The 14,255-nt window shown below is 62.2% G+C and carries 16 protein-coding genes and 1 tRNA gene; 4 read left to right on the top strand and 13 right to left on the bottom strand.

Translation table 11 applies throughout. The features are described from left to right. Window positions 1-56: 56 nt before the first annotated feature. The 3 genes from gpt to ACWTU9_RS20800 all read right to left on the bottom strand — a co-directional run bounded on the left by gpt (window position 57) and on the right by ACWTU9_RS20800 (window position 2,371). Complete coding sequence (gene gpt / locus ACWTU9_RS20810) at window positions 57-557, bottom strand: xanthine phosphoribosyltransferase (protein WP_181061551.1); 501 nt, start codon at window positions 555-557, stop codon at window positions 57-59. A gap of 140 nt (window positions 558-697) precedes the next feature. Next, window positions 698-1,531 (bottom strand): universal stress protein, encoded by an 834-nt coding sequence (locus ACWTU9_RS20805; RefSeq protein WP_455859905.1) that lies wholly within the window; start codon window positions 1,529-1,531, stop codon window positions 698-700. A gap of 99 nt (window positions 1,532-1,630) precedes the next feature. Next, window positions 1,631-2,371, bottom strand: coding sequence for a competence/damage-inducible protein A (locus ACWTU9_RS20800; RefSeq protein WP_454588513.1), 741 nt, complete (start codon window positions 2,369-2,371; stop codon window positions 1,631-1,633). 168 nt (window positions 2,372-2,539) lie between these two features. Here ACWTU9_RS20800 and ACWTU9_RS20795 point away from each other — a divergent pair, with 168 nt between their 5' ends. Further along, complete coding sequence (locus ACWTU9_RS20795) at window positions 2,540-3,511, top strand: alpha/beta fold hydrolase (RefSeq protein WP_455859904.1); 972 nt, start codon at window positions 2,540-2,542, stop codon at window positions 3,509-3,511. A 30-nt stretch (window positions 3,512-3,541) separates the two neighbouring features. Here ACWTU9_RS20795 and ACWTU9_RS20790 read toward each other — a convergent pair whose 3' ends face one another. The 4 genes from ACWTU9_RS20790 to ACWTU9_RS20775 form a co-directional block, all read right to left on the bottom strand. Continuing rightward, window positions 3,542-3,781 carry a DUF2188 domain-containing protein gene (locus ACWTU9_RS20790; protein WP_454574085.1) on the bottom strand — a complete coding sequence of 80 codons (240 nt, stop codon included), beginning with the start codon at window positions 3,779-3,781 and terminating at the stop codon, window positions 3,542-3,544. 42 nt (window positions 3,782-3,823) lie between these two features. Continuing rightward, window positions 3,824-4,102: a DUF982 domain-containing protein gene (locus tag ACWTU9_RS20785; RefSeq protein ID WP_032891817.1), complete on the bottom strand. Its 279-nt coding sequence runs from the start codon at window positions 4,100-4,102 to the stop codon at window positions 3,824-3,826. Between the two features lie 73 nt (window positions 4,103-4,175). Then, window positions 4,176-4,490, bottom strand: coding sequence for an SH3 domain-containing protein (locus tag ACWTU9_RS20780; protein ID WP_454574084.1), 315 nt, complete (start codon window positions 4,488-4,490; stop codon window positions 4,176-4,178). 122 nt (window positions 4,491-4,612) lie between these two features. After that, complete coding sequence (locus tag ACWTU9_RS20775) at window positions 4,613-5,710, bottom strand: NADH:flavin oxidoreductase/NADH oxidase (protein ID WP_455859903.1); 1,098 nt, start codon at window positions 5,708-5,710, stop codon at window positions 4,613-4,615. A gap of 145 nt (window positions 5,711-5,855) precedes the next feature. Between ACWTU9_RS20775 and ACWTU9_RS20770 the strand changes: the two genes are divergently transcribed. Beyond that, window positions 5,856-6,434, top strand: a complete 579-nt coding sequence (locus ACWTU9_RS20770) for an NUDIX domain-containing protein (RefSeq protein WP_455859902.1) — start codon at window positions 5,856-5,858, stop codon at window positions 6,432-6,434. Window positions 6,435-6,455: 21 nt separating this feature from the next. On the opposite strand, the gene ACWTU9_RS20765 is transcribed toward ACWTU9_RS20770, so the two are convergent. The 3 genes from ACWTU9_RS20765 to ACWTU9_RS20755 form a co-directional block, all read right to left on the bottom strand. Continuing rightward, on the bottom strand, window positions 6,456-7,964 hold the full coding sequence (locus ACWTU9_RS20765) for an HAL/PAL/TAL family ammonia-lyase (RefSeq protein ID WP_455859901.1): 1,509 nt from the start codon (window positions 7,962-7,964) through the stop codon (window positions 6,456-6,458). Between the two features lie 475 nt (window positions 7,965-8,439). Continuing rightward, window positions 8,440-8,646 carry a hypothetical protein gene (locus ACWTU9_RS20760; protein WP_455859900.1) on the bottom strand — a complete coding sequence of 69 codons (207 nt, stop codon included), beginning with the start codon at window positions 8,644-8,646 and terminating at the stop codon, window positions 8,440-8,442. A gap of 127 nt (window positions 8,647-8,773) precedes the next feature. Then, window positions 8,774-8,983, bottom strand: coding sequence for a hypothetical protein (locus tag ACWTU9_RS20755; protein WP_455859899.1), 210 nt, complete (start codon window positions 8,981-8,983; stop codon window positions 8,774-8,776). A gap of 749 nt (window positions 8,984-9,732) precedes the next feature. On the opposite strand from ACWTU9_RS20755, the gene ACWTU9_RS20750 reads away from it, so the two are divergent. Continuing rightward, entirely contained in the window at window positions 9,733-10,143 is a 411-nt protein-coding gene (locus tag ACWTU9_RS20750; protein ID WP_455859898.1) for a hypothetical protein, read from the top strand. Window positions 10,144-10,201: 58 nt separating this feature from the next. On the opposite strand, the gene ACWTU9_RS20745 is transcribed toward ACWTU9_RS20750, so the two are convergent. The 3 genes from ACWTU9_RS20745 to ACWTU9_RS20735 form a co-directional block, all read right to left on the bottom strand. Further along, window positions 10,202-10,287: transfer RNA gene (locus ACWTU9_RS20745), tRNA-Leu, on the bottom strand. Between the two features lie 135 nt (window positions 10,288-10,422). Continuing rightward, on the bottom strand, window positions 10,423-11,085 hold the full coding sequence (locus tag ACWTU9_RS20740) for an outer membrane protein (protein ID WP_455859897.1): 663 nt from the start codon (window positions 11,083-11,085) through the stop codon (window positions 10,423-10,425). A gap of 115 nt (window positions 11,086-11,200) precedes the next feature. After that, a complete protein-coding gene (locus tag ACWTU9_RS20735) occupies window positions 11,201-12,052 on the bottom strand; it encodes an alpha/beta fold hydrolase (protein ID WP_454588524.1) in 852 nt (283 codons plus the stop codon). Between the two features lie 390 nt (window positions 12,053-12,442). On the opposite strand from ACWTU9_RS20735, the gene ade reads away from it, so the two are divergent. Then, window positions 12,443-14,254 carry an adenine deaminase gene (gene ade / locus ACWTU9_RS20730; RefSeq protein ID WP_455859896.1) on the top strand — a complete coding sequence of 604 codons (1,812 nt, stop codon included), beginning with the start codon at window positions 12,443-12,445 and terminating at the stop codon, window positions 14,252-14,254. The last annotated feature ends 1 nt before the right edge of the window (window position 14,255 follow it).

Below are 14,255 nucleotides of genomic sequence, written 5' to 3'. Positions count from 1 at the left end.
TTCCACAGCAAACTGCGCGGGCCTTGCCCCTTGGGCAGATAAAGGGGGGCTGCGAATCAGCCGGCGTGATCGTCGGCGATCGGCTTCTGGTAGGTAAAACCCATGTCCCAGGGAAAGTAGATCCAGGTGTCCTGGCTGACTTCGGTGACGAAGGTGTCGACCAGCGGCCGGCCTTTCGGCTTGGCGTAGACGGTGGCGAAATGCGCCTTGGGCATCATGGCGCGCACGATCCCTGCGGTCTTGCCGGTGTCGGTGAGGTCGTCGATGATCAGCACGCCGGCGCCGTCATCGGTGAGCAGCGCCGGCGTGATTTCCTTCAGCACCTGCAATTGCCCCTGGCTGGTGTAGTCGTGATAGGAGGCCACGCAAACCGTCTCGATGACGCGGATGCCGAGTTCGCGCGAGATGATGGCGGCAGGGACAAGTCCACCGCGGGTGATGCAGACGATCGCCTTCCACTGACCCTTGTTGGCGCCGGCAAGCCGCCAGGCGAGCGCACGGGCGTCGCGGTGGAACTGGTCCCAGGAGACCGGAAAGGCTTTTTCAGGAAGGGACATTGCTGGTGCACTCCGCGCGCGAGCATGATGCCGAAAAAGTGCGACGCGGTTTTCGGACGACATCATGCTCTATTTTTAATTCAGAGCCGAATGCGCGCGGAATTAGCCGGAAAGCCTTGGCCTTGGCAAGGGCGATCGATTTAGCGCGACAGGAAAGCCGCCACCGGCACGGTGCGCAACACGGTGCGCGTCACGCCGCCGAACAAAAGCTGGCGCAGCCAGGAATGACTGTAGGCGCCGAGCACCAGAAGGTCGGCCCCTGTCTCGGCGATCCGGTTCTGGATGACGTCATCGACAGAGTCGCCGCCCGATGTCTGCACCGACACACTGACCGTCGCGCCATGCCTGGAGAGTGCGGCCGCGATTTCCGCGCCGGCGGCTTCCGGATTGTCGTCCAGCGTATCCGGCGGATCGATGACCAGAATATCGGTCTTCTCGGCCTCGATGATGAAGGGCAGGGCGTCGAAGGCGGCGCGGGCGGCCTCCTTGCTGCCGTTCCAGGCCAGCAGCACATGCTTGAAAGTTGTGATCAGCGGACCTTCGTGCGGCACCACCAGCACCGGACGGCCGGCATCGTAGACCAGCGTGTCGACATCGGCGCTCGGATAGCCGCCGGTCTCGCGCTGCGCGGCAATGATCAGGTCGGCGGCGCGCACGCTGGAAATGCCGGTCAGCGCGCTGTCGCCGGAAAAACTCTCGAGGCTGCGCCATTCAAAGGACAGGCCGGATTTTTCGATCTGTCCGAGGAAAAGCGCCTGCAGTTTTTCGGCGCGCTCGCGGTTCATGTCGGCGGAAACCTGTAGGAATTCGGTGTCGGGGAAACCGGTGGCCGAGGTGTAGGGAACGGGAAGCGCTTCGGCATGGATGCCGATGAGATGGCTCTCGAACCGATCGGCAAGCGGAATGGCGCAGTCGAGCACGCGCTCGGCATCCTGTTCGTTCTGCAATATGGCGACGATGGTCTTGAAGCGCATCGGGAATCCCTCAAATCTGGCGGCGCATGGCGCGCCCGAAAGAAAACGTCAGAGTACGGCGCTTGGTTCCGGCTCGGCGATGGGCCGCAAACCCGAAGGTCAATTGGCGGCAGTGAAGCCGGCCACCATCGCTTCGACATCGGCACGCGCCGAATCCAGCGCCTCCTGGCTGCGGGCGCGCACGACCAATTCCGTCCAGAATTTGCCGTCGCCATATTTCGGGTAGGAACCGATGATCGTGTCGGGATGCGCCTTCTGGATGTCGCCCAGGGGGCCGCCGATCAGGCCTTCACCGAACGGACAATGGACAGTGGCTGACAGCATCTTTGTGCCGGCCTTCAGCGTCGGCACGACATTGTCGAGCATGGCCTGGAAGATCGCCGGCACACCGGCCATGACATGGACATTGCCGATGCGAAAGCCGGGCGCGACGGAGACCGGGTTGTCGATATGGTCGGCGCCGCGCGGCATGCGCGACATGCGCTTGCGCGCTTCGGTGTATTCGATGCCGCGCGCGGCATAGCTCTCGCCCAGCATCGCATAGGCCTTGGCGTCGTATTCGCAGGGCACGCCAAAGGCCTTGGAGATCGAATCCGCGGTGATGTCGTCATGCGTCGGGCCAATGCCGCCGGTGGTGAAGACATAGGTGTAGCGCGCGCGCACGGCGTTCACCGCCGCGACAATCTCGTCCTCCTCGTCGGGAACGATGCGCACTTCCTTCAGGTCGATGCCGATGGCCGTCATGATGTCGGCGAGGTGGCCGATGTTCCTGTCCTTGGTGCGGCCGGAGAGAATCTCGTCGCCGATGACGAGCATGGCGGCAGTGACGATTTCAGGCATGGAAGGCTCCGGTGAGGGCGCAGGACAGGCAGGACCGTCTTGGTCAAACAAGATTGCCTGAGATAGCGCGACATGGAACGAGCGGCAATGCCGACGGAAGCCGCCACCTGCCTTGCCGTGCGTTCGGCAGTGGGTGATGGTGTGCGCCGGTCCGCTCCCGGGTGAAAAATGCTGGTATCGATTCTGCCATGGCTTGTCGCCGGCCTGTTCGTGCTGGCTCTCGTCATCGTCGCCTGTCTCGTGGCGGCAACGCTCTGGATCGCCGTCAAGGCCGAAAGGCTGGTGCCGGCCAATGGACGGTTCGTCGAGATCGACGGCAACCGCATCCACTATGTGGACGAGGGCGAGGGCAGGCCGATCGTATTCGTGCACGGACTTGGCGCCCAGCTCCATCATTTCAGGCACACTTTGTTTGGACGCTTTGGCCCGGGCTACCGGCTGATTGCAATCGACCGCCCGGGATCGGGCTATTCGGTGCGGGCGAGAGGAGCCAGCGGCCGCTTGCCTGAGCAGGCCGAGATCATCAGGCGCTTCATCGAAACGCTCGGCCTGGAAAGGCCGCTTGTTGTCGGGCACTCACTGGGCGGCGCCGTCGCATTGACCATGGCTGTGGAACATCCCGACGCGATTTCCGGAATCGCCTTGCTGGCGCCGCTGACGCATCTGGAAGCCGGCGTGCGCGAAAAGGCGGGCCTGCTCTACATCCGTTCGCCCCTGTGGCGCTGGATCATGGCCTATACGGTCGCGATACCGACAAGTCTCAGATATGCGCGGCCGACAATGGAGTTCATCTTCGCGCCGCAACCTGTTCCCGCCGACTACATGGTCGATGGAGGCGGATGGCTCGGGCTGAGGCCAAGCCATTTCCATGCGACCTCTACCGATTTCGTGGCGGTCGAAGAGGATCTTGGCCGCTTCGAGCGGCGTTATGGTGAGATCGCCATACCGGCCGGCATTTTCTTCGGAACCGTCGACCGCGTCATTGATGTGCGCACCCATGGAGAGCCGATGAAGGACAGGATCGAAGGGCTCGATTTCGAGGCCGTCGACGGCCTCGGCCATATGCCGCAATTCGTCGAGCCGGACCGCGTCATCGCTTTCATCAAGCGTATCGCCGAGCGAGCATTCGCGCCGGATTGAGCCCGTCAGGCTGCTGGCGACGAGAAGAAATCAGTCGGAAACTTCGGTCTGCGGCCGGTCGCGGCCGTCGGCCAGTTCGTCGTGCCACTTGCCGTCGGCGTCCTCATACTGGATGCCGTCCGTGGTGCCGGCGACCTGCTGCTCGGCCGAGGCGATCTCGGCGGCGCGCAGCGCGTCCTGGTGGGTGGGGAATGTCTCCGAGAATGTCGAACCGACCTGGTAGGCCCAGCCCCCGTCATGCTCGACGATCTTGTAAGTCAGCTTCGCCATGAAATCCTCCGGTTCGTCCGTTCGTTCAATGCGGTCCGTTCTTCAATGCAATTTGGCGTCGGGCAGCCGGTCTTCCGGAACCAGCACTTCCGATTCCTTGGCCGCTTCGATCAATGCCCGGCGCGCATCGGCCGTCGAACGATAACCTTCCAGCACTTTGAGGCAAGTGTCGAGAGCATCACGATGGCGCGGGCCGCGATTGAGCGGCCAGACCGTCATCAGGCACTCCGCCGCTTCCTGGGTGCTGCGGATCTGGCGATATTTGCCGACATGGCCGAGTTCGACCACGACGGGCGTTTCAAAAGGTTTGTTATCCATGATGGCCGCAACGCAAAGCAGCCAATTTGGTTGCAAAAGTGGCGGTCAGCCTGCGCCCAAACGTCTCAGAGGCCTCTCAGTAACCGCAATCGTTGCGCAGCCAGCGTGCGTTGGCCCAGCCGGTCCGGCCCTTGAAGTCGATCTGGTACCAGTTGCCGCGCCGGTCGAAGATTTCGGTGTGATCGCCGTTGAACAATTGGCCGATCATGCGCGACGACGAGTTCGGCCGCGCCCGAACGGCGAGAAACCCGCTGCCCGTATCCAGATCGTAGTGCCTGGACAGGCCGTGCACCGTGCCTTCGCAATATTGCGCGCCGACCGGAGACGACGCGGCGAACGACAGCGCGACCACCAGAGCGGCGGCCACGGGATATATTGCCCTTGATGCCATGACTTTGCTCCCAACCCCGGCCGCCAAGGCGGCCTTACCCCAGGGACTATTGCGGGATGGATTAAAGCGAAGCTGCGGCAACCTGTCCAGCGGATGCGTTTGCGTCCGTCGGTACAGGCTTCTCAGTCCTTCATCCAGTGCTGCATCGTCGTTACCGAGCGGGCGAGCTGCGGCGCCGGATGGATTTTCTCGTCAAAGGTGGCGGCGGCGCGCCAGCCCCAGCGCGGGTCGGCAAGGAAAGCGCGGGCCAGCGCCACCATATCGGCGCGGCCGTCGGCGACGATCGCTTCGGCCTGGGCGGGATCGTCGATCATGCCGACAGCCCGCGTCGGGATGCCGGCGCCCTTGCGCACCGCTTCGGCCAGATGCACCTGGTAGCCGGGGCCGATCGGCAACTTCTGCAACGGCGAATTGCCGCCACTCGAGCAGCAGAGATAGGCAATGCCCAGCGCTTTCAACGCCTTGGCCACCTCGATCGCGTCCGCGACGTCGAAGCCGCCATCGACCCAGTCCTTTACCGACAGGCGTGCGCCAAGCATCAGGTCTGGAACGGCTTTCCTCACCGATTTGGCGATCTCGAGGAGGAAACGCATGCGGTTCTCCAACGACCCGCCCCAGCGGTCAGTGCGTTGGTTGGAAAGCGGCGACAGGAACTGGAAGATCAGATAGCCGTGCGCGGCGTGCAGTTCGAGGAAGTCGAAGCCGGCTCGCTCGGCCCGCTTTGCGGCTTGAGTGAAGCGCTCGATGAGCTGCAGGATTTCATCCTCCTCCAGCGCATGCGGCACGTTCCAGCCGGTGTCATAGGCGATAGCCGAAGCCGAGACGGTCTGCCAGGGATCCTCGCCCGGCTGCAGCGGACCGCCGCCTTCCCAGGGCTTTCGGTTGGACGCCTTGCGCCCGGCATGGGCAAGCTGGATCCCGAATTTTGTCTCCGGGGCGGCGACGCGCCTGGCTGCATCCAGCGTGCGCCGGGCAGCGGCCTCGTTGTCGTCGGAATAGAGGCCGTGGCAACCATGGGTGATGCGGCCGCGCCGCTCGACATCGGTCATTTCGACGGTGACCATGCCGGCGCCCGACATTGCCAGGTTCATCCAGTGATAGAGGTGCCAGTCGCTGGCCGAGCCATCGTCGGCGGAATATTGGCACATCGGCGCCACTGCGATGCGGTTCGGAAAGGTCAGGCCATCGAGGGTGATCGGCTGGAAAAGCGCTGCGGTCATCAAAAAACTCCGGGAAGGGGGCTGCAGCTATGTAGGCGATGGCAGTTGCCGGCACCAGACACGAGGCGGTGAAAGCTTCGCCGTTTCGGTTGCGCAGAAAACGGTTCGCGGTTACGCCATGGCGCTGACAGCATGGAGTTCACGCATGGAAGATCGCATCCGTATCCGTTCGGAGGAAGTCCTGTCCGACGACTGGGCGGTCCTGAAGAAGACCGTTCTCGACTATCGCCGGCGCGACGGGCAGTGGGAGACGCAGATTCGCCAGACCTACGATCGCGGCGACGGCGCGGTGATCCTGCCTTATGATCCCGAGCGCCAGACGGTGCTTCTGGTGCGGCAGTTCCGCTATCCCGCCTATGTCACCGGTCATCGCGAACCGCTGATCGAGGCCTGCGCCGGCCTGCTCGACGAAAACGATCCGGAAACCGCTATTCTGAAGGAGGCTGAGGAAGAGCTTGGCTATCACTTGAAGAACATCGAGCGGCTGTTTGCGCCTTATATGAGCCCGGGCAGCGTAACCGAACGGCTGTGGTTCTTCGTGGCGCGCTATTCACCGGCCGACCGCATTTCGGCCGGCGGCGGCGCGGCGGATGAGGGCGAGGATATCGAAGTGCTGGAAATGCCGCTCGATGAGGCGCTGGCCGGCATCGCCGACGGCCGCATCATCGACGCCAAGACGATTATCCTGATCCAGCATCTCAAACTGAACCCGATGAAGGGCTAGCTCCGCGAAGCTCGACGTGCCTCACTCGGTATGCTGCTGCGGACAGGGCGGCACGTCCATTTCGCGGATGAAGTTGCGCAATTCCTCCATGTCCCCGGACAAAGGCCGATCGTCGGAATAGTGCGCGATATTTTCCCGGACCATACGGTAGATGGTGTCGGTGCCGGACGCCCGTGCACCGCGCCCCGCCAGGAAATCATGGGCCTGCGCGGCAGCCATGAGCTCGATTGCCAGAATGTATTCCGCGTTGTCGATAACGGCGAGCAGCTTGTTGGCGGCGACGGTAGGGTGAGCAAGAAAGTCCTCTTGCAGGCCGGATGTGACGCCACCGTCGGTCGCCGCCGGGGCGGCCAGGCGCCGGTTGACGTTGCTCAGCGACGTGGCGGTGTATTGGGCAATCATGAAGCCGGAATTGCTGCCGTCCTCATCGGCAAGGAAGGCAGGCAGATTGTTGACCAGAGGATTGACGAGACGGTCGATCCGCCGCTCGCTCATGCCGGCCACCTGCGCCAACGCGATCGTCAGGCCGTCAGCGGCCTGTCCGAGCGCCGGCGCCACCGCATGTGCCTCTGAAACAACCTGGGGATCGTTCAACGATCCGAATACAGCGGGATTGTCGGTGACGGCAGCCAATTCACGGTCGACCAACACAGCGGACCGGTCCAACACCTCGCGGGCGGCGCCATGAACATGCGGCACGGCTCGAAGACTGAGTGCGTCTTGCGTGCGACTGCCGTGAGCAAGCGCGATAAGCTCGCTGCCGTGAAGCCAGCCTCGCAGCGCTTTGCCGACATCCTGAATGCCGGGCGACGGCCGCATCGCAAGGATGGCTTCGCCAAAAGCCGGCATTTGTGCGCCCGCGGCTTCAAGCGTCAAAGCGGCCGCGGCATCAGCCCATCCCAACAGGCGCTCCGCGCGCTGAACGGCGATGCTTGTCAGGCCGGTCGCGCACGCCGTGCCATTGACGAGGCTCAAGCCTTCCTTCGCGCCAAGCTCGAGGGGCTCCAGACCCATTTCGGCAAGCGCTTCCAGACCGCTCATCGAGCGGCCTGCCACGGTTGCGCTGCCTTCACCAATCAAGACCAGGGCCACATGCGCGTTGTGCGTCAAATAGCCGGCCGATCCCCTGGATGGCACGTCGGGAACGCAGTCGCGCTCGATAAAGGTGAGCAGATTGCGAACGATCTGAGAGCTTACGCCGGAATGGCCATGCGCGAAATTTGCCACTTGAGCGGCAATGATGGCGCGCACGCCGCGTCGCGGCACCAGGTCACCGACGCCGCATGCGTGACTGCGAATGATGTTGCGCGACAGCTTCTTTTGCAGCGCAGGCGCCACAACCTTGCTTGCCAATGCGCCAACCCCGGTGTTCACGCCATAGGCGCGGATGCCTTTTTCGACGATGGCCGCTACGATCCGGTTCGCAAAGGCGATCCTCTCCCACGCTGCCGGACTGAGCGCCAGGGATTCGCCCTCGCTCACCTGCGCGATGTCGCGCCAGCTGGCGTTTTTGTCGATCGTTATTGTCATTGGTCGTTCCGAAAATAGCGTTGCGGTTGCGCAAGCGCTGTTGGGTCGCTCGAAAGGCTGGTGAGAACCTTGCTCGTGGCTCCGTACCTCACAAGCGCGATGCATCATGACGATGGAATCGCCGATTGATGCGACTGTAGCGACGTCGCGGGTAATAAAACTCTGATCCGGCACCTGAAGCTGAGCCGCTTTCGGCTGAACCATGGCTCCATTCCGGCGCTTGCACTATCGGGCTTGGCCCGCGAATCCTAGCGAACTGGGCGCGCATTGGGATATTGGCGCCTCCGGATACCTCAGTCGTTTGCCCAGCCGATTTGCCCGACGATACAAAGGCAATGCTTGTGGCCGCCGTTATCTCGACATTTGAGTCCTTCGGTAGCCTGCCTTTCGAAGTGCTGCTGCATCAACTGATGCGGAGCAGCGCGAGCCGCGCTTGGCGATAGACGGGGGCACTCTCGGGGGTCGAAATGACCGATCAGTTTGTCTTGCTGGGATCGATCTTCGTGAGCCGCTTCTTGGCCTCGACCACGCGCCGTTGCGCTGAGCGGATTCGGCAACACAAAGCGAGATTCATGGCGACGCCGCAGTCTTCATCGAGCAAGTTTTCAGCGCGTTCGAGATCTAACTTCGCCTGGCCCACGCGCTGTCGTGCTCTGGCCAGTTCCAAGTTCATCAGGTCCATTGTTCCGCTTCCTTTGGGTTGCGGTCCCTTCGCAACACCAACCCCTGCCGAACGCTTTGGTTCCTGCGACGTATTGGCCGATCAAGGCTGCCAACAACCTCCACACACGATCCGCAGTGGAGCGCGATTATTGTGCGAACTGGTTCAGGGCTGTGGGGTCGATTTTCGTCAAAAGCCCTCCGGACTTTACGACCCGCTGCCGCGCAGATCGTATCCTGCTGGACAAAGCGAGGTTCTCAGCCACCATTTTCTCGCTGAGTACAAGCGCAAGCTCGGTTTGTCTGATGCGCTGCTGCTGGGCATCGGCGAGTTGCGTGGTCAGAGGATCGGCTGCCATTCTGGGTCCGGGGTCCGCGGGATTCATGAGCTCCTAACACATAACGGGCGAAATCGTTCCCTATTGTCGGGCGAAACCGGTGCCGCATCAAGGGGGGCTGAGGTTGAACCGACGAGATATCCCAAGACCGACGTCGTAGGCGCCCGGGAAGGCGACGACGAGCGGGACCAACCCGACCACTTCGGATCAGCTTGCCAGTTGGCGACTTGAAGCCCGCCGCCTCACGGGTAGCCGACTGTTTAGAATGGTCAGGCTCGCTACAGCCTTGACAGGTATCCTCACGGCCTTACCAAGCGGAGGTATCGATGGTCTCGGCGATTGGAAATCAACATCGGCAGGAAACTCAACCGAAACCCGCAAAGACAGAACCGGGCGAGGTATTTGCTCCAGGCAAAAGCGCAGATAGCGTAGGACATCGCGCCAAAGCTATGGTGGCAGAAAGTGGCGACACAGATCCTGGTGCGCAGGGGCGCGCCGCATCGACGATCGCCAGAATGGATATTACCGTTTTGACTCCACCAAGCGAAGAGCCGCCGCCTTCGGAGTAGCTCGGGCGGCCGTGCCGGCTGCCTTGCGGTGGCGGGCTTCAATCCTTGTGCAAGACGATGTAGCGACTGCTCACCGCATTCGCGCCCATGCCCCGTGTGACGACAACCGTCCTGTATCCCGCGGGTAGGGAAGCTGTAGCGGTTGGGTCGACAGAATTGCATCGCCCGACGATCTCCCCGTTGGGGGCGCCGGCGAGCCTGTTGGCCAACGCAACCCGGCATTCGTCAACGGATGCAAACATCATGGCCTGTGACGGATCGAGCGGTTTGCAGACAGCCTGGCCTGGGCTGCACGACAGCAGAACCATCATTGCGGCAGTTGCCGGATCCATGTGCGGATTCCTCCCATTGTGGACGAAATCTCAACGCCGGAATGGGGACTTTGTTTCGCAACTGCTAAAATATCAGCGCGTTTGGGAACAAGAGAGTGGCTATGTTGGTTCTTTGGGCATGCAAGGCAAAATCAAAGATCCGCCGCCGAAACCCAGCCCGAGGAAGACGACTGTCCGTCCAGACAAGGACGCATCGCCGGAGCCTCAACATATCGACCCGCCACCGCGAGATGTGCGCGAGGCGCCGGCGCCAAATCCAAACGGCGATAAAAAGTCCTGACGGCCGGCCTGCCGACCGAGAAGCGGTTTTGAGGTAGCCAACAAGATTGATTTCAATGTGGTGCGGACGACGGGAATCGAACCCGTACGATCAGAGATCGAGGGATTTTAAGTCCCTTGCGTCTACCAATTCCGCCACGTCCGCAGGCCAGCCCTTTTCAGACGCCAGCGAAAACCCGTCAAGCCATCTTTTGCCGGCGATCGCCGTTCGGGCCTACAACGGATGCTTCGCTATTTTAAAACAACAGGTTGCGAGGAAAATCTCAGTCGCTGAGGACGATCAGAACTTGTAGCTCAAATTGATGCCGACCGCGTTCAGCTTCACGTCCTGGTCGCGATCGGTGAAGGGTGCCGGCACGTCATAGTGCTCGGAGCCGAAATCATAGTAGCGATATTGCGCGCCGACGACGAACTTGTCGGTCAGCGCGTAGTCGACGCCAGCACCCACGGTCCAGCCGACGTTCGTACGCGTGCTGGCGAACGACGCCCCCGCGACTTGCGACGTTTCGATGCCGGCAAAGGCGACGCCGCCAACGCCATAGACCAGCAGGCGGTCCATGGCGAAGCCCGCCTTGGCGTTGACCGACCCGAACCACTTGATGTCGGCGCCAAATGTGCTTCCCAGGCCCGATACCGACGTACCGTCGATCGAGGAATAGTTCAGCTCCGCCTCGGCGCCGAGCACCGCCTGGTCGAACTGCCACAGGCCGGCGACATGGCCGCCGACGAAACCGCCGTCTATGTCGGGCGTGATGGAAAACGGCGCGCCTTCCGTTCCCGTAATGTCGGACTGGCCCCAGCCATAACCCGCTTGCAGACCGGCATAGTAGCCGGTCCAGTCGAAGCCCGGTTCGGTCATCGGTACCGTCATCGGGTCGGCGGCAAAAGCCGGCGCGGCCAGAGCGATCAGAAATCCGGCACTGGTTATCGCCAGACCACGCATCGAACTCTCCGAAATGGCGGTTCAGAAGACTCCTTGCAGCAAGGTAGCTCTATTCGCTGTAAAACGGAACCCATTGTTCAACAATCGAAATGCGCCTGTTGCTGCGCGCTATGCTCTATTTGGCGTCGATGAAGTCCAGCGCCGCCTGGCTATATTCATCCGGCGCCTGAAGCATGGCGAAGTGGCTGGCGTTGGGCAGGATGATAAGCTTGGCGCCCGGAATGACGGAGGCCATGTATTCGGTGTGTTCGCGCTTGATCGCCTCGTCATGATCGCCAGCGACGATCGCCGTCGGCGTGGTGATCTTGCCGAGCTGTTCCTTGGTCCAGGCCGGCTCCGACTCCCACATGTGGCTGATCTGCGCCACGAAAGCATCGTACTGGTCCGGCGTCTTCGACATCTTCTTGTAGTCGCGCCCCGAGCGTTCGATGTAGGCGGCAAAGGTCTTGTTGGTCATCACGCCGGGATCGACGCCATCGGTGGTGACATTGGCGGCTTGCGCAAAGAGCCTGGTCAACCGCTCCGGATGATGCAGCGCGATGTCGATGCCGATAATGCCGCCATCGCTCCAGCCGACAAGAGCGGTCTTGTCGATCTTGAGGTAGTCGAGCAGGGCCAGATAGTCGGACGCCATGAGGTCATAGCCATAAGGCTGCTCGGTGCGGGTGGAGCGACCATGGCCGCGGCTGTCGGCGACGATCACCTTGTGGGTCTTGGACATCGTCGCCACCTGGCTCGCCCAGATGTCGGCATGGCCAAGGCCGCCGTGGATGAGCAGAACCGGATCGCCCTTGCCGAAAACGGCGTAGTACATCTGGATGCCGTTGACCGGAGCATAGCCGCTCTGCTCGGGTTTGGGCATCGCTGCCGGTTCCGGTAGCGTCAGCCAGCGCTCCTCGGCGGATGCAAAGCCGGCCGAGATCAGGAACAGGGTGACGAAGGCGAATGCTTGCAGGATCCGGGTCATGACTTCCCCTCAGGAGGTTTCGGCCTCGGGCTGTTTCGGTCTCGGGGGTCGATTTAACGGCCTTCCCGAGCGCGGAGTCAACGAACGCAGGTTCGACTTGGTGACATGAATTGAAATTTCATGTCGCCATTGCGGCAACGCGTCCGTGACGGCAATCGCAACAAAAAACCCGCCTCGCGGCGGGTTGTCGGCGCAAATCAGCACCATGCCCAACACTATAGCATAACTGCCGCCACAAATCACGTTGAATGATCGCGCCGTTGACGCTTGCCATCGCCAGGGTGAGCGGGTGCGGCGCATTCGCCAATGCATCTCATCGAGCGGATTTCGTCCGCAATCGCTGGTCAAAACCTTGCCGGCTTGGCACAGTCGGGCAAACAGGAGTCTTTCATGGCCAAGCAGTCATCGGCGACCAAGCCAAAACCATGGACCGAGATGGCGACGCATCTGGTCGATGTCGCGACCGGGCGCAAACCGGCCGATCTGGTTATCCGCAACGGGCGCTGGGTGAACGTGCATTCGGGCGAGATCATCGCCGGCACCGACATTGCCATAGCCGGCGGCCGCTTTGCCTATTGCGGGCCGAACGCCAGCCACGCCATCGGCCAGGGCACCAAGGTGGTCGATGCCGGCGGCCGCTATCTCGTGCCCGGCCTTTGCGATGCGCATATGCATGTCGAGAGCGGCATGGTGACGGTGACCGAGTTTTGCCGCGCCGTCATTCCGCACGGCACCACCTCGATGTTCATCGACCCGCACGAAATTGCCAATGTACTGGGACTGCCGGGCGTACGGCTGATGCATGACGAGGCTGTCGCCATGCCGATCAACGTGCATGTCCAGATGCCGTCCTGCGTACCGTCGGCACCGGGGCTCGAACATGCCGGCGCCGAACTGACTGTCGCCGACGTTACCGAGGCGATGACCTGGGAGAACATCATCGGCCTCGGCGAAGTGATGAATTTCCCCGGTGTCGTGGCCAACGATCCGGTGATGTCGGGCGAGATCGCCGCGACGGTCAAGGCCGGCAAGACGGTCGGCGGCCACTATGCCTCGCGCGATCTCGGCCTGCCGTTCCACGGTTATGTCGCCGGCGGACCGGAGGACGACCACGAGGGCACCCGGGCCGAGGATGCGATTGCCCGCGTACGCCAGGGCATGAAGGCGATGCTGCGGCTGGGCTCGGCCTGGTACGATGTCGCCTCGCAGATCAAGGCGGTGACCGAGAGCGGCCTCGACCCGCGCAATTTCATCTTGTGCACCGACGACAGCCATTCCGGCACGCTGGTGCATGAAGGCCATATGGACCGGGTGGTGCGCCACGCCATTCAACAGGGCTTGAAGCCGGTGACGGCGATCCAGATGGCGACGCTCAACACTGCCCAGCATTTCAAGCTGGAGCGCGAGATCGGTTCGATCGCGCCGGGGCGGCTCGCCGATCTGCTGATCGTTTCCGATCTTGCCGAAATGACCATCGACGAGGTCTATGGACGTGGCGTCAGGCTGGCCAGGGGCGGCAAGCTCGAGATCGACATCCCAGCCTATGACTATCCGAAGACGGCGAAGAACACGGTCAAGCTCGGCAAGAAGCTCAAGGCAGATGATTTCGACATCGTCGCGCCCAAGGGCGCCAACGAGGTGCGGGTGCGGGTCATCGGCGTCATCGAGAACCAGGCGCCGACGCGGGCGCTGGAGGCCGATTTGCCTGTGGAGGATGGGCTGGTCGCCATGGATCGCCGCAACGATGTCTGCCAGATCGCGCTGGTCGAGCGTCACAGGGGCACAGGCGGCGTCACCAACGCCTTCGTCTCCGGCTTCGGCTATATGGGCGACTGCGCTCTGGCGTCGAGCGTGGCGCACGATGCCCACCACATCATTTGCGTCGGCACCAACAAGGAAGACATGGCGCTTGCCGTCAACCGGCTGGGCGAGGTCGGCGGCGGCGTGGTGTTGTTCTCAAAAGGCAAGGAACTGGCGCTGGTCGAAATGCCGATCGCCGGGCTGATGTCGGACGAACGCGCCGAGATCGTCGCCGCCAAGGCCGAAAAGCTGACCGAGGCGATGCGCAAGATGGGTTGTTCCCTGAACAACGCCTACATGCAGCATTCGCTCTTGGCGCTGGTCGTCATTCCGGAACTCAGGATTTCCGATGTCGGCCTGATCGACGTGACGACGTTCCAGAAGGTCGATCTGTTTGTTTAGG

Source organism: Mesorhizobium sp. 128a (assembly GCF_053848025.1).
This window is presented reverse-complemented; position numbering and strand designations above follow the sequence as displayed.

What these genes read in the sequence shown, in the direction of transcription:
- gpt (WP_181061551.1), bottom strand. Translation starts at nt 557, where the DNA reads ATGTCCCTTCCTGAAAAAGCCTTTCCGGTCTCCTGGGACCAGTTCCAC.
- ACWTU9_RS20805 (WP_455859905.1), bottom strand. Translation starts at nt 1,531, where the DNA reads ATGCGCTTCAAGACCATCGTCGCCATATTGCAGAACGAACAGGATGCC.
- ACWTU9_RS20800 (WP_454588513.1), bottom strand. Translation starts at nt 2,371, where the DNA reads ATGCCTGAAATCGTCACTGCCGCCATGCTCGTCATCGGCGACGAGATT.
- ACWTU9_RS20795 (WP_455859904.1), top strand. Translation starts at nt 2,540, where the DNA reads ATGCTGGTATCGATTCTGCCATGGCTTGTCGCCGGCCTGTTCGTGCTG.
- ACWTU9_RS20790 (WP_454574085.1), bottom strand. Translation starts at nt 3,781, where the DNA reads ATGGCGAAGCTGACTTACAAGATCGTCGAGCATGACGGGGGCTGGGCC.
- ACWTU9_RS20780 (WP_454574084.1), bottom strand. Translation starts at nt 4,490, where the DNA reads ATGGCATCAAGGGCAATATATCCCGTGGCCGCCGCTCTGGTGGTCGCG.
- ACWTU9_RS20775 (WP_455859903.1), bottom strand. Translation starts at nt 5,710, where the DNA reads ATGACCGCAGCGCTTTTCCAGCCGATCACCCTCGATGGCCTGACCTTT.
- ACWTU9_RS20770 (WP_455859902.1), top strand. Translation starts at nt 5,856, where the DNA reads ATGGAAGATCGCATCCGTATCCGTTCGGAGGAAGTCCTGTCCGACGAC.
- ACWTU9_RS20765 (WP_455859901.1), bottom strand. Translation starts at nt 7,964, where the DNA reads ATGACAATAACGATCGACAAAAACGCCAGCTGGCGCGACATCGCGCAG.
- ACWTU9_RS20760 (WP_455859900.1), bottom strand. Translation starts at nt 8,646, where the DNA reads ATGGACCTGATGAACTTGGAACTGGCCAGAGCACGACAGCGCGTGGGC.
- ACWTU9_RS20755 (WP_455859899.1), bottom strand. Translation starts at nt 8,983, where the DNA reads ATGGCAGCCGATCCTCTGACCACGCAACTCGCCGATGCCCAGCAGCAG.
- ACWTU9_RS20740 (WP_455859897.1), bottom strand. Translation starts at nt 11,085, where the DNA reads ATGCGTGGTCTGGCGATAACCAGTGCCGGATTTCTGATCGCTCTGGCC.
- ACWTU9_RS20735 (WP_454588524.1), bottom strand. Translation starts at nt 12,052, where the DNA reads ATGACCCGGATCCTGCAAGCATTCGCCTTCGTCACCCTGTTCCTGATC.
- ade (WP_455859896.1), top strand. Translation starts at nt 12,443, where the DNA reads ATGGCCAAGCAGTCATCGGCGACCAAGCCAAAACCATGGACCGAGATG.